This is a genomic window from Staphylococcus ratti, assembly GCF_020883535.1.
Classification (GTDB): Bacteria; Bacillota; Bacilli; order Staphylococcales; family Staphylococcaceae; genus Staphylococcus; species Staphylococcus ratti.
Window position 1 is genome coordinate 2262091 of the sequence record NZ_CP086654.1, and the last position, 18065, is coordinate 2280155.

Annotated in this window: 15 protein-coding genes, 1 pseudogene and 2 riboswitches; of the genes and pseudogenes, 10 read left to right on the plus strand and 6 right to left on the minus strand. The window is 35.6% G+C overall.

Features of this window, described 5'->3' with window-relative positions; translation table 11 throughout:
* Window positions 1–27: 27 nt before the first annotated feature.
* Complete coding sequence (gene pbuX / locus LN051_RS11090; RefSeq protein ID WP_229292556.1) at window positions 28–1296, minus strand: xanthine permease PbuX; 1269 nt, start codon at window positions 1294–1296, stop codon at window positions 28–30.
* The gene (xpt, locus tag LN051_RS11095; protein WP_229292557.1) at window positions 1293–1877 is read right to left on the minus strand and encodes a xanthine phosphoribosyltransferase; all 585 of its coding nucleotides are present in this window, start codon (window positions 1875–1877) and stop codon (window positions 1293–1295) included. The genes pbuX and xpt overlap by 4 nt, the downstream gene beginning before the upstream one ends.
* A gap of 251 nt (window positions 1878–2128) precedes the next feature.
* Window positions 2129–2231, minus strand: a riboswitch (purine riboswitch).
* Window positions 2232–2473: 242 nt separating this feature from the next.
* Between xpt and LN051_RS11100 the strand changes: the two genes are divergently transcribed.
* The 5 genes from LN051_RS11100 (at window position 2474) to LN051_RS11120 (ending at window position 7323) form a co-directional block, all read left to right on the plus strand.
* On the plus strand, window positions 2474–2884 hold the full coding sequence (locus LN051_RS11100) for a general stress protein (protein ID WP_229292558.1): 411 nt from the start codon (window positions 2474–2476) through the stop codon (window positions 2882–2884).
* Between the two features lie 276 nt (window positions 2885–3160).
* Window positions 3161–3835: a hypothetical protein gene (locus tag LN051_RS11105; RefSeq protein WP_229292559.1), complete on the plus strand. Its 675-nt coding sequence runs from the start codon at window positions 3161–3163 to the stop codon at window positions 3833–3835.
* A gap of 114 nt (window positions 3836–3949) precedes the next feature.
* Complete coding sequence (locus LN051_RS11110; protein WP_229292560.1) at window positions 3950–4552, plus strand: DNA-binding protein; 603 nt, start codon at window positions 3950–3952, stop codon at window positions 4550–4552.
* 26 nt (window positions 4553–4578) lie between these two features.
* Window positions 4579–4682, plus strand: a riboswitch (TPP riboswitch).
* Window positions 4683–4758: 76 nt separating this feature from the next.
* Complete coding sequence (thiO, locus tag LN051_RS11115) at window positions 4759–5850, plus strand: glycine oxidase ThiO (protein ID WP_229292561.1); 1092 nt, start codon at window positions 4759–4761, stop codon at window positions 5848–5850.
* A 78-nt stretch (window positions 5851–5928) separates the two neighbouring features.
* Window positions 5929–7323 (plus strand): L-cystine transporter, encoded by a 1395-nt coding sequence (locus LN051_RS11120; RefSeq protein WP_229292562.1) that lies wholly within the window; start codon window positions 5929–5931, stop codon window positions 7321–7323.
* Window positions 7324–7469: 146 nt separating this feature from the next.
* Here LN051_RS11120 and LN051_RS11125 read toward each other — a convergent pair whose 3' ends face one another.
* Window positions 7470–8354 (minus strand): alpha/beta fold hydrolase, encoded by an 885-nt coding sequence (locus tag LN051_RS11125; protein ID WP_229292563.1) that lies wholly within the window; start codon window positions 8352–8354, stop codon window positions 7470–7472.
* A gap of 237 nt (window positions 8355–8591) precedes the next feature.
* Window positions 8592–9347 (minus strand): NADPH-dependent oxidoreductase, encoded by a 756-nt coding sequence (locus LN051_RS11130; protein ID WP_229292564.1) that lies wholly within the window; start codon window positions 9345–9347, stop codon window positions 8592–8594.
* Between the two features lie 410 nt (window positions 9348–9757).
* Between LN051_RS11130 and ahpC the strand changes: the two genes are divergently transcribed.
* From ahpC to LN051_RS11145, 3 genes are all read left to right on the plus strand, one after another.
* Window positions 9758–10327, plus strand: a complete 570-nt coding sequence (ahpC, locus tag LN051_RS11135) for an alkyl hydroperoxide reductase subunit C (RefSeq protein WP_229292565.1) — start codon at window positions 9758–9760, stop codon at window positions 10325–10327.
* Window positions 10328–10601: 274 nt separating this feature from the next.
* Complete coding sequence (gene ahpF, locus LN051_RS11140) at window positions 10602–12125, plus strand: alkyl hydroperoxide reductase subunit F (protein ID WP_229292566.1); 1524 nt, start codon at window positions 10602–10604, stop codon at window positions 12123–12125.
* 219 nt (window positions 12126–12344) lie between these two features.
* The gene (locus tag LN051_RS11145) at window positions 12345–12818 is read left to right on the plus strand and encodes a QueT transporter family protein (RefSeq protein ID WP_229292567.1); all 474 of its coding nucleotides are present in this window, start codon (window positions 12345–12347) and stop codon (window positions 12816–12818) included.
* A gap of 62 nt (window positions 12819–12880) precedes the next feature.
* On the opposite strand, the gene LN051_RS11150 is transcribed toward LN051_RS11145, so the two are convergent.
* Window positions 12881–13831 carry a DUF1002 domain-containing protein gene (locus LN051_RS11150; RefSeq protein ID WP_229292568.1) on the minus strand — a complete coding sequence of 317 codons (951 nt, stop codon included), beginning with the start codon at window positions 13829–13831 and terminating at the stop codon, window positions 12881–12883.
* A 393-nt stretch (window positions 13832–14224) separates the two neighbouring features.
* Between LN051_RS11150 and LN051_RS11155 the strand changes: the two genes are divergently transcribed.
* Both LN051_RS11155 and LN051_RS11160 read left to right on the plus strand, forming a co-directional pair.
* Window positions 14225–14797 (plus strand): hypothetical protein, encoded by a 573-nt coding sequence (locus LN051_RS11155; protein WP_229292569.1) that lies wholly within the window; start codon window positions 14225–14227, stop codon window positions 14795–14797.
* 757 nt (window positions 14798–15554) lie between these two features.
* A pseudogene (locus LN051_RS11160) lies at window positions 15555–16228 on the plus strand (IS6 family transposase).
* 756 nt (window positions 16229–16984) lie between these two features.
* On the opposite strand, the gene bioB reads toward LN051_RS11160, so the two are convergent.
* Window positions 16985–17977, minus strand: coding sequence for a biotin synthase BioB (bioB, locus tag LN051_RS11165; protein WP_229292570.1), 993 nt, complete (start codon window positions 17975–17977; stop codon window positions 16985–16987).
* Window positions 17978–18065 lie beyond the last annotated feature (88 nt).

Sequence of the window (18065 nt, forward strand, 5' to 3'; positions counted from 1 at the left end):
CAGCCTCCATTCAAATTGATAGTTATATTATTTCACATTTTCTTCATTTTGTTGATAGTTTAGACCATTAAAAAATAAATTCAATATAATAGCTGAAATTGTCCCTAAAACAATTCCATTTTGTGTTAACCATGTAAATTGATCACCAAGTGCTTTGAAAGCTTCAGGTACGGCTGTGATACCAGCACCTAAACCTACTGAAATCGCGATAATTAATAAGTTATTTTGATTTTTAAAATTAATATCTCCTAAAATGCGCACACCATAAGCCATAACCATACCAAACATCGCAAGCATCGCACCACCTAAAACAGAAAGCGGTATGATGTTAGCAAGCGCACCAATTTTAGGAATACAACCACAAATAATAAGCATAATAACCATGCCGTAAATAACATCGTTTTTCTTAGCGCCTGATAGAGACACTAATCCAACGTTTTGTGAATAAGCCGTATATGGAAAAGCGTTAAAAATTGCACCTAACGTAATCGCAATACCTTCAGCCATATACCCTTTTCTAAAATCTTTACGTTCAAGTTTACGTCCAGTAATTTGGCTTAATGCGTGATAAACACCCGTAGATTCGATTAAACTGATAAGTGCAACAATGAAAAAGACAACAATTGCGCCAAAATCAAATGCAAAACCATCAAAACGGAATGGTCGTGGAAGCTCAAACCAATGTGCTTGTCCTACTTGAGAAATATCAACTAGTCCTAAGAAACTTGCGATAACCGTACCACTAATAAGTCCTAATAAAATCGCAATCGATCGAATAAAACCTGTCGCAAATCTTTGTACGACTAAAATAATAATGAGCGTCGCAAATCCAAGTAAAATGTGTTTAGGTGAACCGTAATCTTTTGCACCTTGACCTCCTGCGATATAGTTCATCGCTACTGGCATCAATGTAATACCAATAATCGTTACGACGCTTCCTGTTACTACAGGTGGAAAAAGACGCACAAGATACGCAAAAAATGGTGCAATAATAATGACAAGCAGTCCAGATACAAATAATGAACCATATAAAACATCTACGCCTTTAGACTGCCCTATCATAATCATTGGAGCTACTGCGGTAAATGTACAACCCAAGACTACCGGCAGTCCAATACCGATGCCACGATAGACTTGTAAAAATGTCGCAACCCCACACATAAAAATATCCACGGTAACAAGAAACGCAATTTGTTCAGGGGTGAATTTTAAACTTGTTCCTACAATAATTGGAACGAGAATCGCTCCAGCGTACATGGCAAGGAGGTGTTGTAAACTTAATAAAAATCGTTTCATGCGTTTTGATCTCCAACTAATAAAATTTTATTACCTTTTAAAGAGGCAATTTGGCAAAGTGATGACACGTTCAAACCTGCTTCTTCTAAGCGTGAACGACCTTGTTGAAAGCTTTTTTCTACTAATATACCAATTCCTACTGTGGTTGCATTAGCTTGTTCTACGAGGCGATGAAGTCCTAACGCTGCTTCTCCATTAGCTAAAAAGTCATCGATGATAAGTACGCGATCGTCAGGAGATAAAAATTCTTCTGAGATGATGACTGTACTCGTTTTGTTTTTCGTAAATGAATGTACATCTGTTTGATAAAAACCTTTATTCAATGTACTTGGTTTTGCTTTTTTCGCAAATAAACATGGTACATCAAAATGTAAAGCCGCCATGATAGCTGGTGCAATACCAGACGCTTCTATCGTTAGAATCTTAGTTACTTGTTCTTTGGCAAATTGGTCGTGGAACACTTTTCCAATGTCATGCATGAGTTCAGCATCAATTTGATGATTTAAAAAGCTGTCTACTTTTAAGATTTTTTCATCAATGACAACGCCATCTTCAATAACTTTATTTTTTAACCTTTCCACTTTGGTTCCTCCTCGTTTTTGGTCCAAGATAATAAAAAAGCCCAAAACTTCAGAATATAGTTTTAGGAAGAGTAAGAGAAATACAGTTGTAGCGCGAGACGTTCATATTTTCATATATTTTGATAGACGGATTAAAGTAAGGTGCGTTGCGTTTTTAATACGCCTACCTTTAATGACATCAATTCTTGTTGTAGTGTAAAATACCATTAAGTCTCACACGTTGCGCGCCCTAGAGATGTTAGTTCGCATTACATTGATTTTCAATTACTCATAGTCACATTGTTTAAGGCAACGTGGTAGAAACTTCTAAAGCCATATCCTTCAGATTATATGAGTGTGATAAATTATTTAATGATAATAGCAAATTTGAGCTTAATAAGCAATACCGTCGTGTCAAATCAATTGTTTTCAGAAATTTATGTAAATTTATTGCAGAAATACGCTCTCTATGGGCATAATAAAAGAAAATAGAGTCTTAAAATAATAAGGTTTAAGTATGCGCTTGAGACAATCTTTGACTTATACTTTAGCCAACGATTATTTGAGCTGTAACTAGGGTAATATTGAAATGAATACTATGAACGGAGGCGTCTATTATGGCAGAATTTAAAGTAGCTCGCACAGAAGAAGATGCGGTCAAAGCAGTTGATACTTATTTAAGAAACGGTTATCAAGAATCTGAAATTACAGTCATTAGTAAAGAAAAGCTAAAAACAGATCGATTTAACGATTGCGAAATCCAACACAAATCTACCAATGGCACAGTTAGCGACAAATTTATGCGTATGTTTATTGGTGAAGATGCTGAAGCTGCAGCATTAAGTCGCTTTAATTTCGAAGAGACACAAGCAGAAGATTTAAAACAAGACTTAAATAACCATAAGATTTTAGTCATTGTTCAAAAAGATACTTTACGTCATGGAGAGGTAGCGCATAACAATGCTGCTTACATTGATGAGTCTACTGACACGCACAAACCTTCTGAACATAAGGGAGACATCGAGTGAAAGTAAGTTGTTCGTTAAACATTTAAAATATAAATGACCTATGTAGGGGTTGGGACATTGCACAAATACTCTAAACTACGTGAGAGTATGCCCACAATCGTGCCTTGTCCTAGCCTCTATATTTTTGAAATGGACATCAAGCGTGGTTCAAAACAACGTTATGATAACGTCACATTGTCACACGTCGAAAAGACTTCTCCCCTATTAGTTGAATGTCTGAGCGATTGTTCAATGACATCTATGCTATACTGTTATCAATCAAAAGAGGTGAGCGTAATGGAATTTATACAAATTAAATCTGCAAAAGATAAATGGTTCGAACCTGCACTCGATTTTTATATGGATAAATTAGACCCCCTTGTAACTGAAGATGAATCGGTTTTTATCCAATCCTTAAAAACTGAAAAAACACAAAACGATTATGTCTTTTTAGTCGGTATTGAAAACAATCGCGTGGTGAGCTTCTCAACAGCACATTATGAGGCAACAACAAACACTGGTTTCATCATATATCTCATTGCTGAACCCGGTGAACATTGTGAGGCTTATTTAAAAGCTACGTTAGTTGAAATTGAAAAAGGGGTTAATCAATTATCGAATCAACTTCACGGACGAAATGTTAACTTTTTTATGTTTGAATCCACACTTGAAGCACCTGATGCCAATAATGAAGTAACGAAAGATATCGCTTTTCGTCGCCATTTTTTAACCGAAAACGGTTATGAAAAACAAACTCAAATTGCTTATGTTCAACCATCCCTGAACCGTAAAGGAAAGCCCGTTCCACTTGATTTATATATAAAAGCAAATATTCCTCTCACTAAAGATATTTATGGCACAAGTGTAAAATCATGCTATATCTTAAAGTACGTTTTTGCCAATCGCATTCCGCGTAAAGTCATTTACCCGTTACTCATAAAAATGGACTTAAGTAGAGATATGAACGCATAAGCCCTTGAAATCGTATTTCAAAGCCGTTACAATAAGGTGTAAGTGAGACTGACGGGTCAGTGAACTCAGACTACCGTATGTCTAAATAGACTGATATAGAAAGGATTCATTCATATGCTAACAAAAGAGTTTGCACTGAAATCAGGGCTAAGTGAAAAGCAAGTGCGTAAAATTGTACAGCACTTAGAAGAACGTGGCTACCAATTGAAAAAAACAGAGTACCGTGGGCGTGAAGCAACGGATTTCCAAGAAGAAGACATCGAGTTATTCCAAGAAATTGCAGAACGTGTTGGACGTACAAACAGTTACGAACTTGCATTTGAAGAACTTGAACAAGAAAAAGACTTTTTACAAGTTATCGTTAAAGAGGACAATCATAACTTACCAAGTGACCAACAATTTCCACAAGTTATGCAAGAACTTAAGGCTGAAATCGACAAAATGCGTGAAGAGCGTCAACTATTAGGTCAAATGATTTCTCAAGTACACAAACAACAAGAAGAATTAAAATCATTACATAATCAGCTTAACAGCCAACTTGAAACAAATACAAAATCATTAAACGCCATTACTGAAAGTCAAAAACAACAAACTGAACAGTTATCCAAAACACAAGAAAGTATCGAGTCTCAAGCGAAAGAGCAAAAAGAGCTTGTTACAACAATTAAAAACAACAACGAACAAAAAGGATTTTGGCAACGTCTATTTGGCGGTTAAAATCGTTTAATAACATTCCAATTTAATACATGTGCTAGGGGTGCTCTTAATTGAGCTGAGAAAGACGTCATCTTAACTCTTTGAACCTGAAGTGGTTAGTACCAACGAAGGGAAGCAAAATGCATTTTATAATCTAAACTATTGATATATCTTTGTATTTTTCTATATAGCGTAGCCTCTTGCACATGGTGTAGGAGGTTTTTTGTATGCAAAAAGTGATAATTATTGGCGGCGGTGTAATCGGTTTATCCATTGCTCGACAACTTTCAAAGGGTCCTTATCACATTTCAATTATAGATCGCTCTACTCCACGAATGAATGCATCCTATGCTGCTGGAGGTATGCTAGGCGCACAAAATGAATTTTTCGAAGACACCCCACTTTATCGCCTAGCGATGCAAAGTCGTGCGATGATGCCAGATCTAGCACGTCAACTTTATAATGAAACAGACATAGATATTGAATTTCAATCCCATGGTCTCATCAAAATCGCTACAAACAAGCAGGACATAGCCAAAATTCAACAGCAATATTCATTTTTAAAACGAGATGATCATCGTATCCATTGGTTTTCAAATGCAGAATTGTACAGTATGTTCCCTCACCTTTCACTAGAATCAACTGCCGCATTTAAAATTCAAGACGATGCACAAATCAATGCAAATTTATATACTCAAGCACTCACCCGTTCGGTAAGTACACAAAACAACATTCATTTCTCCCCTCATACCGAAGTACTGCACATTGCACAGAAATCAGAAGGTTATGAGGTATCTACATCTAAAGGGACGATGTATGCAGATATTTTAGTCATTGCTGCAGGCGCGTGGAGTGGCAAATTATTAAATAACTTAGGGATTTTCATCCATACACATGCCGTTAAAGGCGATGTGAAACTCATCGAAACTTCCTTTCCTTTAACACAAGCAACACTATTTAATACAAATGGGTGCTATATTGTCCCTAAAAAACCAAATCGTTACCTTATTGGTGCTACTTCAGAATGGGATAATTGGTCAACAACGAATAATAAAAACAATTTAAAGTGGTTAGACGACGCAAGCCAAGAGATGTTACCCAAATTACGTCATCATCGTACAGTGAAAACATGGACAGGCATTCGACCAATCACCACAAATGAACATCCGATTATGGGGAAAATTTCTGATTCTCTCTATGTCGCAACAGGTCATTATCGTAATGGTATACTTTTGTCTCCGATTGTCGGAGACTTAATGGCTAAAGCAATTCAAAGCGATGCAACTGCATTGCACAAACTTGAATATTTCTACCAATAGTAAAATAACACTTGCTTTTACACCTATAACCTATTATCCTTATTTTATAAATCGGAATTAAAAGGAAGCGTATAGATAATGACTACATTTTTTATTATTCTCAATTTAGCCATTTTTATATTCGTATTAGTCGGCTTAGGTTGGATGGCTAAAAAACATATCAAATTTCCTAAACGTGTCTTTTTGGCATTAGGTTTAGGTGTTATACTCGGCTTAATTTTGCACCTTGCATACGGAGCAAATAGCAAAATCACAACACAAACAACAGAATGGATCGGTATCGTAGGACAAGGGTATTTGTCACTTTTAAAAATGATCGTTATTCCTCTCGTATTTGTTTCAATTGTAGTAGCATTTACCAAAATTGATATCGGAGAAAAGTTCGCAAAAATGGGCGGACTCATTTTTATGTTTTTAATTGGTACTGTTGCAATTGCCGCTATGGTCGGCGTCATTTATGCAATGCTGTTTGGTTTAGATGCCTCTTCAATCGATTTAGGTCAAGCAGAGCAAGCTCGTGGTTCAGAAATCACAAGCCAAGCTAAAGAAATGACTGCTACGACATTACCTGCTCAAATATTAGAATTATTACCTGCAAACCCATTTTTAGATTTCACAGGGGCGCGTGCAACTTCTACAATTGCAGTAGTCATTTTTGCCGCATTTATCGGCTTTGCCTTTTTACGCGTTTTACGTAAAGAACCTGAAAAAGGAAGTCTACTCAAACGAGGTATTGATGCCGTTTATGCCCTTGTAATGGCCATCGTCACTTTCGTACTTCGTTTAACACCGTACGGCATTTTAGCGATAATGATTACAACCATTGCGACTAGTGATTTTTCAGCCATTTGGACGCTAGGTAAATTCGTTATTGCGTCCTATGCTGCATTGCTGACGATGTATATCATTCATATGCTTATTTTAGTCGTTTTAGGTATCAATCCTTTACAATATATGAAGAAAACGGCTGAAGTTATTTTGTTTGCTTTTACATCTCGTTCAAGCGCAGGCGCGTTGCCTTTAAACATTCAAACGCAAACACAACGTTTAGGTGTGCCACCTGCTATTGCGAATTTCTCTGGCTCATTCGGCTTATCTATTGGTCAAAATGGTTGTGCCGGCATCTACCCAGCCATGTTAGCAATGATGGCAGCGCCAGTGGCAGGTGTTGAAATCAATTGGCAATTCATTTTAACGTTAATTGTCGTCGTTGTGCTAAGTTCTTTTGGTGTAGCGGGTGTTGGCGGTGGTGCGACATTTGCTTCAATCCTTGTTTTATCAGCTTTGAACTTACCGGTAGGTCTCGCAGGGGTCTTAATCTCTGTCGAACCGTTAATCGACATGGGGCGTACAGCACTTAATGTGAATGACTCCATTTTAGCCGGAACAGGTACTGCTAAAATCACAAAACAATTAGATGAAGATACTTTTAAATCTAATCAATACGATGAACTAGCTTCTGACCATGTCTAATTGATTCAAAAATAGAAACTGATACTCTGGGTATAAGAAAGCCTCAAAATTCGAGAAAATGAATTTTGAGGCTTTTTTGTCACCTTGGAAGAGCTATCCCAATTATATATAGCTATTTGATATATATTTAGAGTATCTACTCAACGCTACATTTTTAAGTATACTTTTTCAAAAAATGAGTTTAAAATATCGTTCAATTCTTGCGGTGTATCATTCATAGGTTGGTGTTTCGTATTTTTTATAATAGCTTGACGTGCATTGGGGTTAATTTCTTCTAAATAAGTATAGATACTGTTTAATTCTTTAGGAAAATCTTCTGATCCTCTTACCAATAACATAGGTGGATTATTTTTATATTGCTTAATTGCCCTCACATCTTTATATGCGCTCAAACCAAGATTTAAAAATACCGAGCGGTGCGATTCAAGGAGCGCTTTTTTAATATAGCACTGGGTTCTAAAGTTATCCGAACACATTTTAGGGTTAAGTTGACTTACAAGTTTCCACGGTATTAGTCGATAAATTATTTTTGAATACTTGATTTGTTTTTTCTCCTTATCAGACATGATTCTATGTTGTCCCCAACTACCTATGAGTACGAGCGCATTCACCTTATCTGGATAACGATAAACAAATTCTTGAAGCGGATTTCCGCCCCATGAATGACCTACCAAAGTCGCTTTTTCCATATTAAAAAACGACATCATTCTGTGTACATCTTCTATAGCATCTTCATAAGTCGGTACACCTTGCTTCATAGAAGATTCACCTTGCCCTCTAACATTTACGAAATACAAATCAAAATTTTCGAAAGCATGGTACTGATTTTCCCACATTTGACTACATCCGCAGGCACCATGATAAAAAATGATATGCTGTTTTTTCGTTTTGTCTCTTCCCGGTCTATGGTAAACAATAAGGTCACATCCCGAAACCGGTATTTCATATCGTTTAAGCGCTTCACTTTGAATGGTAATATCTTTCCATTCTGAAGATAATATTGATTTCTCAAAAGCACGTTTACTTTTCATTTTATTTACAACTCCTATATTCATCTGATTAACAGAGTCTTTCATTTATACATAAATCAATTTTAATTTTATAGCATATTATTTGAAAAATCTAATCTTCACTAAGTAATTGGTTAAAATGCCAAAGAGCCAATTAAAAAAAGTATCGTTGCTGCTGAAGACGCGCCTTCTTTAATATAAAACGGCTTCAAAATTCAATCTTTCGAATTTTGAAGCCGTTTCGGGAAAATTAACATCCTATTTTTTATTAAATCCTGAAATTTGGAGCCATTCTAACATTTCTACACGCTGTTTACTGTTCATAAATTGAGAAGTTTGTTCTGACCACGTTTCAGTACGTTCTCCATTTGTACGTGCTTTATAATAGTTAGACACGGTTTCATCGTAAGTTTCAATTTGCGCTTCTAACTGTTGTTCATCATGCGAATAGCCATCAATGTGAAATACATGGTCTAACGGTAAACGCGGTTTCGGTGTACCTGCTTCATCCTCTGCAGGCTCTCCAATCGCCATACCAAATAAAGGAAAAGTATATTCTGGCAGCTCTAAAATTTCACGTACACGCATGACATCATTACGTAATGAACCTAAATAAACAATGCCATAACCCATGTCCTCCGCCGTTAGCGCAATATTTTGTGCCATCAACGAAGCATCTACTGTGCCAACTAATAACCCTTCTGCCGATTCAAAGCTGCTTTCTAAATTAACATCTTGTTTGTTACTAGCCATTTGATGACGGTGATAGTCGATGACAAATACAAGCAAGTAACCATTTTCAAGAACGTAAGGTTGACCAGAGACTTCTTTCAAAGCTTCTTTCTTTTCAACGTCTTCCACGCCAATAACCGTTGTAGTTTGTAAATAACTGGACGTGGAAGCCATCTGACCTGCTTCAATTAATTTTTTGACAACTTCTCGATGAATCGCGTTTGGTTTAAATTTTCTCACAGAATGATGTTTTTTCGCTAAATCGTATACATAATCTGACATAAATGCCACCCCTTATTGCCTTTTTCTACATTTTATCAAAATCTTTTACACCACGCATAAAAGCCGTTTGGTTAGAAATATTGGGCAATAGCTACTCACATTTCATTAGGAAACTCAGTTAGGAAGCTGCCATTAAAACTCACCTAATTGAGAAAATTTATACGTAATTGATATTGAGATTTTGAAAAACATTGTAATAATCTGTGTATGCTTTCTCATTTTACAAGCTAATTTAAACATTCTTTAAATTGTATTTAAACTAAAAATGAGCATTATCGTTTGACGTGCTCTATAATTCGTGTATAATAAGACTCAAGATTAGAATTATTATTAATAAGGAATCATGCTAAAGAAATGCACGTATTCTAATCAATAATAATTATTATCATATTTCTAGGAGGAATTTCATTATGTCTTTAATCGGTAAACAAATTGAAGAATTTTCAGCACAAGCTTACAATGCAAAAACTGATGAATTCGTAGGAGTAACACACGAAGACTTAAAAGGTAACTGGAGCGTAGTTGTTTTCTACCCAGCTGACTTCTCATTCGTATGTCCAACAGAATTACAAGACGTTCAAAACCAATACGCGAAATTACAAGAACTTGGTGTTAATGTATATTCTGTATCAACAGATACTCATTTCGTACACAAAGCTTGGCACGATCATTCAGATGCGATTAGCACATTACAATATGTAATGATTGGTGACCCATCACAAGCAATCACACGTAACTTTGACGTATTAGATGAAACTACAGGTCTTGCACAACGTGGTACATTCATCGTTGACCCAGACGGTGTCGTACAAGCTGCTGAAATCAATGCTGACGGTATTGGCCGTGACGCAAGTACATTAGTACACAAAATCAAAGCTGCTCAATACGTACGTCAAAACCCAGGTGAAGTTTGTCCTGCAAAATGGGAAGAAGGTAACGATACACTTACACCAGGTTTAGACTTAGTAGGTAAAATCTAAGGAACTAGTTAGAAATTAACTGCGCGTCTGTCATCTTTTGATGATTTTACGCGCAGTATGAAAATTTAATTCCGAAAATTTTGTTAACTCATTCTAAACTGATAAATAAATTTGTTTTAGGCATACAATTAAGCGTTTGATTCCTTTTTCTCTACTCTTTTTATAAAGGTTGTCAAACGCCTCATTATTGCCTGGGCGGGACAGCAATCTTTTTATGAATGAGATTGTTGTCCCGCTCTTAACCCATTCATAAATTTTAGGAGGCCAATTGTATATGTTAAATCAAGAGTTAAAACAACAACTTACGCAACTACTTGATTTGATGGAAGGTGACGTCGTGTTCAAACTAAGTGCTGGCACTGATGAACACTCTGAGAAGTTAAGCAACTTAGTTCAAGAAATCTCTGAAATGTCACCTCGCATTACAGTTGAAAATGCAAACTTAAAGCGCACACCGAGCTTTAGTGTTAATCGTCCAAATGAAGATACTGGCATTACTTTCGCTGGTATTCCACTTGGTCACGAGTTCAACTCTTTTGTCCTTGCACTATTACAAGTCAGTGGACGTGCGCCGAAAGAATCACAATCTGTAATTGATCAAATCAAATCTATCGATAGACCACTTCATTTTGAAACATTCGTTAGTCTTACATGTCAAAAATGTCCGGATGTTGTACAAGCATTAAACTTAATGTCTGTATTAAATCCTAACATTACACACACAATGATTGACGGTGCTGTATTCAAAAAAGAAGCTGAAGACATTATGGCTGTACCAGCTATTTTCTTAAATGGCGAAACGTTTGGTAACGGACGTATGACTGTCTCAGATATCTTAAATGAATTGGGCGAAGGTCCTGACGCATCTGAATTTGAAGGTAAAGAAACATTTGATGTTCTTGTTGTTGGTGGAGGACCAGCAAGCGCAAGTGCTGCAATTTATTCAGCACGTAAAGGTTTAAAAACTGGTATCGTCGCAGACCGTATTGGCGGTCAAGTAAACGATACTGCTGACATCGAAAACTTAATCGGTGTTAAGAAAACAACTGGACCTGAACTTTCAACAAACTTAGAACAACACATCACTGATTATAAAGTAGACGTCATGAAAGGTGTCCGTGCAGATCAAATCACAAAAACGGATGAAGGAACAGAAGTTACTTTAGATAATGGGGCAACATTAAAAACAAAATCATTAATTATCGCAACTGGTGCACGTTGGCGTCAATTAGGCGTTCCTGGTGAAAGTGAATTTGCGAATAAAGGGGTCGCATATTGTCCTCACTGTGATGGTCCGCTATTTGAAGGTAAAGACGTCGCTGTTGTCGGCGGTGGTAACTCTGGTGTCGAAGCTGCTATCGACCTTGCAGGTATCTGTAAACACGTCACGCTCTTCGAATTTGGTGAAGCAATGCGTGCAGATTCTGTACTACAAGAACGCCTACAGTCCCTACCGAATACTACTGTAATTACGAATGCCGCAACATCAGAAATTACAGGTACAGATCGTGTAAATGGTATTACGTACACTGACCGTACGACAAATGAATCTAAACACGTGGAACTTGATGGTGTGTTTGTTCAAATCGGTCTTTCTCCTAATACAGAATGGGTCGGCGATGCTGTTCAACGTAACCGTATGGGTGAAATTGAAGTCGACCGACTCAACCAAACGAACGTTCCTGGTATTTTTGCAGCAGGTGACTGTACAGATCAACGTTATAAACAAATCATCATTTCTATGGGATCAGGTGCAAGCGCAGCATTATCTGCATTTGACTACCTTATTCGTCATTAATATTACTAAAAAGACTTACGCAAGTTCAGCGTAAGTCTTTTTAAGTTTGAAATGATGTTTCCCTATAAAAGCGCTGATTTCTATCCCTTGAAATGTTCCCCTATATAGAATTCTACGGTTTTATCCTTTGTTATTTTTTACGTCATTTGACCTGAAACGTCCGAGTTATTATAATATAAAATTATATTATATCTTTAGAAATGTAGAGGATTACGAGCAATGACAACGAAATCTATCACTCAAATTAGTGCAATTGCAGCATTATTAACGATTTTTGCATTATTCAAAATCCCAGCTATCTTACCAGGACTAGAATTTCAGCTGTCCGCACCTGTGTCCATCCTAATTTTAGCTTTTTTCGGTATTAAACGTTATTTTATTGGCGGACTCATTTCAAGTGCTATTTTATTTGTTATGGGCGTTTTTAATCCCCTTAACCTCTTTATTTCTATTATGTTTAGAGTGGTGGCTATCACTATCGTCTACTTTTGTGGTGTTTCTGTAAGAAGCTTAAGTATCGCGAGTTGTGCTGGCACATTGAGCTCTCGTCTTATATTAGCTGGTATTTTACACTTACCGCCTATCTTACTCGTAGCTCATGCTTTACCTGGCATATTATTTACACTTATTGTCGTCGTCATCTTATATCCTGCGTTAAGCAAACGACCTGTCGTTCAAAACTTTTGTAAATAAAAACGTCAATGTCACTTCTAACTGTGTAAGTTCACAGCAGTAGTGGACATTGACGTTTTTTCTTATAAGAAGGACATTAACCAATGATAAATTTGCTTAAAGAAGTTCACAATCGCATCCCAAATGCGTTGTAGGAAATTACGTGATTCTTCTGTATTTAACTTTTTAAGTTCATCTAACTTATCACTCGCATGCTTCTGAATGTCTTTTTTAAGAGCGTTGGCTTGTTTTTGATATGCCTTTGGATCTTGATTAATGACGTCTGATTGCGCCACTTTCATCATTATGTTTTGAATCATCGCAATCTCATTGTCACTTAAAATCTGGTTCAAATTATTTTCATTTATTGTTTGATTTACAATATTATTTACGGTTGTATGATTAATTTGTTGTTGATTTTGTTTAGCTTCTGCAATTTGCGACTTCATTTCTGCAATCGCTTGATTTAACGCCTCATCCGAGTATCCTTCTTTCTCAGCATTCGTTTCGCTAATTTGTGCCAAATCGTTCATTTCTTGATGTGCATTTTGAATGTCTTTTTGGTTGAGCGTATGGCCTTGAGCTTCATAAGCTTTATAAATACCTGTCAATGCACCCTCTCCAGACACTTGGTCAATCGCGGCAATTTTGATCGTCGCATCTTGAATACCTGCTGTAATCGCCGCATTAATGTATTGCGCACGTGTAATACGCGTAATATTTTCAGGCGTTTCAATATCTACATCCACTCCGCGTCCAAATCTCTTCGGTTGAATGTACGCACTTGAATGAATAAAATCATATTCCGTTCCTGTATAGCGGATGACATCGCTATGATCGACTTTATACGTCGTCACATTTTGTCCTACCCCAAGAATCTCCTTCGTTTCTTCAAGTTGACTTCGATTTAAATCTGCACCTTGAATAAAGATATTTTCCTTAGGTTTATGATCATTGGCAGCGTCTGCATTTTGAATTGCGCCTGTTGTTAATAATGTTACCGCAAGACCGCTAATTAATAATTTCTTATACATGTCTTCACTTCCTTTTACCGTTAACATTATTTTAACACGGCTACAAGGCGGGGTTATCCTTCCCTAGACGTAACTATAAAAAAACAAGGCGTCCTTCTTGATGCGTACCCCTTCTTAACATATATACATTATGGAAGTACATTGGAATGATAGGAAATACTTTCGAATTCAGTAACTTGACCAAAAGAAACTCGTTTCAAAAACCCTCAAAAAGCAACTTTTTCCAAGTCAGATCAACTCAATTTTTAAGTTTTTTCTCAATATCAATAAATTTTCTCAGTATAAATACGTAGTTTACTTCTTTTTTGTTTACAGAAATTGCAATCTTTTGAATTTATTTTTATTTATGATATGTTATGAAATGATAAGATGTTAATTCTAGGAGGAATAAAGTTGAAAAGAAAATCAAAAATTTTTATATTGTTTTTTTCTAGCGCTGTAATTTTAACATCAATAGCTTCTCCCTTAACATCTTCATCCTCTCATGCTAGTGCTGCTACACAAAGTAACAGCGTAGAAATTCAGAAAAATGATTTCATAAAAAGTAATGCATATTCTAAAAAACAAAACCCAAATGGTAGTATTACTTATAGCATTTCTGATTATGACTATGCTCAATCTTTAAAAGCAAATGGACAAACAGAAGTAGCAAATAAGATTACGCAACAATTACAAGAAAGAAAAATACATAAAGGTGTTAATAAAGTTACTATTGATAATAATGGAAATTATACAATTAAAGTAAGTAAAACAGTTGCCCAAGCAGTTGCTGCTACTGGAGCAGGCGCTGTAGGGGGTGCAATAACTATATTAATAAATGCAATACCTGGATTAGGTCAACTTGGATCAACAGTTACTGCAGGAGCTACTGTAGGTCTGGTTAGCTTTTTAGCTACATCAGGTGTAAAAGGTGGAGTTTATATAAAAGGAAAAGGCGCTTCAGTAACTGGAATAGGTTGGCAATAAATAAAGAGGTGATATTTTGAATCCCATTTTAATAAGTATATTTGTAGTATTTGTAGGAGTGTTAATAGGATCTTTCTTGACGTTTAAATTAGTAGAATCTAAAAATATCGATAATATTATAATAAAAGTTATTATAGGAATGATTTTAAATGCTGTAATTGTTCTTTTATTATTCTTAATAGCAAATCTAATTATACAAACCTAAAGAAAAGGCTAGAATACTGTTTTAACAGTATTCCAGCCTTTTCTACTTAAGATCCATTTATTCAAAACAGGCACTCTTTTTAAGCTGTATCAATATAATAGCTTTATTCCAATTGCTTTATTGACGTTGAGCCTCTGAACCCTTAACAAACCCAAAACTTGTCGAATGGTCGGTTTAATAGCTCACGCTATACCGACATTCGTCTACAAGTTTAGTTAAGGGTTCCTCTCAACATCAATAAATTTTCTCGGTATAAATGCGTGTTCTAACTTTTGTTATAACGTTTAGTATTCCAACCAATTAAAATATTACAAACAAAACCTATTAATCCACAAAATAAGGCTCGTAAAAATGTTGTCTGCCCAGTATAAAAACAACTAAAAACATCAAAATCCCAACCACTAAACTTATTATCCACTGATTCATTTTCATGACTTAAATCACTCCTTTTTTAACAAACTTTATCACAATAGTTATCGCTTTACAGGTCTGTTTTGGTTCTGTTGCAAAGTTGAATTTATAGTACAATTTTAACAAAAAGGAGTCTTCTGTATGAACTATTTCAGATATAAACAATTTAACAAGGATGTTATCACTGTAGCCTTTGGCTACTATCTAAGATATGCATTGAGTTATCGTGATATATCTGAAATATTAAGGGAACGTGGCGTAAACGTTCATCATTCAACGGTCTACCGCTGGGTTCAAGAATATGCCCCAATTTTATATCAAATTTGGAAGAAAAAGCATAAAAAAGCTTATTACAAATGGCGTATTGATGAGACGTACATCAAAATAAAAGGAAAATGGAGCTATTTATATCGTGCCATTGATACAGAGGGACATACATTAGATATTTGGTTGCGTAAGCAACGAGATAATCATTCAGCATATGCGTTTATCAAACGTCTCATTAAACAATTTGGTAAACCTCAAAAGATAGTTACAGATTAGGCACCTTCAACGAAGGTAGCAATGGCTAAAGTAATTAAAGTTTTTAAACTTAAACCTGACTGTCATTGTACATCGAAATATCTGAATAACCCCATTGAGCAAGATCACTGTCATATTAAAGTAAGAAAGACAAGATATCAAAGTATCAATACGGCAAAAAATACTTTAAAAGGTATTGAATGTATTTACGCTCTATATAAAAAGAACCGCAGATCTCTTAAGATCTACGGATTTCCCCATGCCACGAAATTAGCATCATGCTAGCAAGTTAAGCGAACATTGACATGATATATTAGTGGTTAGCTATATTTTTTACTTTGCAACAGAACCCTATTACTTAAATATAAAATAAGTATTTTCTTATAAAAAATGTTAGTGTAAAATGAATTTATAAGGATAAAATGAAGGAGAAAGAAAATGGCATATACAATTATAATGATTACATCCATATTTTGTTTATTATCGGCATTCACACCATTAGTATTTTATATATATAAAAGAAAAAGAGGTAAATAAATGAAAAATTTAGATGAATACAATCATCCTTGACATGATATATTACGGTTAGCTATATTTTTTACTTTGCAACAGAACCAAAAATTTTGTTATAATATGCATTTAAACACCTCCTCAAACATTCTACATGATTTATAGTGAAATTTTAACCAAAACAAAAAAGTTTATACTTTTGAGGATTAAATTTATTATTGGAAAGTAAAGTCAGTAATACAACTGAACCTCCTTCTAAAATACTAAACTGTCACTACGAACGCTATCCATCTATTGTATCTAGATCATCTTTTAAAAATATTTTCTTTTCTATTCATTTCAGTAACTTGACCAACGGCCCACTTGAAAAAATAAATATAATGCAACGCGTCTCTTTGGCTAAAAATTGGGATAATTTACGCAGTCGTATCATCACGAATCTTTTTGTCATTAATACAAAAAAAAATTAAGCAACTTTATGCTGCTTAATCTTTTTAGTTTTGCGCTCTAATCCCATTTAACAGAGCACTGTTTTCTCATTATATGGATTTTACCGGTTGCGCAACTTCATGATTGTAGTCAATTTCATAACCCATATCTTTAATCATGTCGTAATCCAATTGGTTTGGTTGGCCTCCAGTAATAAGGTAATCTCCAACGAAAATGGAATTAGCCACCATTAAAGCCGTAGACTGCAATGAACGTAAATTGACTTCGCGGCCACCTGCAATACGGATTTCTTTTGTAGGGTTAATCAATCTGAACAGTGCTAAAATGCGTAAGCAACGCATCGGTGTAAGTTGATCCATCCCACCAAATTTAGTCCCTTTAATAGGGTGTAAAAAGTTTACCGGTATACTATCAGCGTCAATCTCTCTTAACGCAAAAGCCATATCAACGATATCTTGATTAGATTCACCCATACCACAAATCACACCCGAACATGGTGAAATATTGTTTGCTTTCATCGTTTCGATGGTGTCTACACGATCTTGGTATGTATGCGTCGTTACGACTTCTTCGTGGTAGTTTTCACTCGTATTTAAGTTGTGATTATAACGATCTACACCTGCTGCTTTAAGTTGTGCTGCTTGCTTTTCATTAGTAAGCCCTAAGCACGCACATATTTTGAGTTGTGGATGCTCTGCCTTAATACGTTCAACAGATGCCGTAATGTGATTCACTTCTTTGTCACTAGGCCCTCTACCGCTCATCACGATACAATATGTACCGATTTCATTTTCTGCCGCAACTTTTGCCCCTTCCGTAATTTGGTTCTCTGGAATTAAAGCATAGCGTTGTTTTTCTTTCATTTCACGCGATTGACCACAATAGCCGCAATCTTCCGGACAAATACCACTTTTAGCATTTAATATCATATTCAATTTCACTTTATGACCATAATAATGTTTTCTAAGTTGATACGCTTCATGAACGATTTCCATCGTATCTACAGTTTCGTCAATAAATAAGTCATATGCTTCTTTTTGAGTTAAGGGTGTACCTTGTAAAATGCGCCTTGCTAAATTCATGTAAAAACCTCCTAATCTATAGGACAGTATAGCACAATTGTAAACATAATTATAAATAAGTTTACATTACAAGGCAGATTAAAACGCT

Bases quoted from the DNA above. Each gene is read 5' to 3' on its own strand.
- pbuX (WP_229292556.1), bottom strand. From the start codon at position 1,296: ATGAAACGATTTTTATTAAGTTTACAACACCTCCTTGCCATGTACGCT.
- LN051_RS11100 (WP_229292558.1), top strand. From the start codon at position 2,474: ATGGCAGAATTTAAAGTAGCTCGCACAGAAGAAGATGCGGTCAAAGCA.
- LN051_RS11105 (WP_229292559.1), top strand. From the start codon at position 3,161: ATGGAATTTATACAAATTAAATCTGCAAAAGATAAATGGTTCGAACCT.
- LN051_RS11110 (WP_229292560.1), top strand. From the start codon at position 3,950: ATGCTAACAAAAGAGTTTGCACTGAAATCAGGGCTAAGTGAAAAGCAA.
- thiO (WP_229292561.1), top strand. From the start codon at position 4,759: ATGCAAAAAGTGATAATTATTGGCGGCGGTGTAATCGGTTTATCCATT.
- LN051_RS11120 (WP_229292562.1), top strand. From the start codon at position 5,929: ATGACTACATTTTTTATTATTCTCAATTTAGCCATTTTTATATTCGTA.
- LN051_RS11125 (WP_229292563.1), bottom strand. From the start codon at position 8,354: ATGAAAAGTAAACGTGCTTTTGAGAAATCAATATTATCTTCAGAATGG.
- LN051_RS11130 (WP_229292564.1), bottom strand. From the start codon at position 9,347: ATGTCAGATTATGTATACGATTTAGCGAAAAAACATCATTCTGTGAGA.
- ahpC (WP_229292565.1), top strand. From the start codon at position 9,758: ATGTCTTTAATCGGTAAACAAATTGAAGAATTTTCAGCACAAGCTTAC.
- ahpF (WP_229292566.1), top strand. From the start codon at position 10,602: ATGTTAAATCAAGAGTTAAAACAACAACTTACGCAACTACTTGATTTG.
- LN051_RS11145 (WP_229292567.1), top strand. From the start codon at position 12,345: ATGACAACGAAATCTATCACTCAAATTAGTGCAATTGCAGCATTATTA.
- LN051_RS11150 (WP_229292568.1), bottom strand. From the start codon at position 13,831: ATGTATAAGAAATTATTAATTAGCGGTCTTGCGGTAACATTATTAACA.
- bioB (WP_229292570.1), bottom strand. From the start codon at position 17,977: ATGAATTTAGCAAGGCGCATTTTACAAGGTACACCCTTAACTCAAAAA.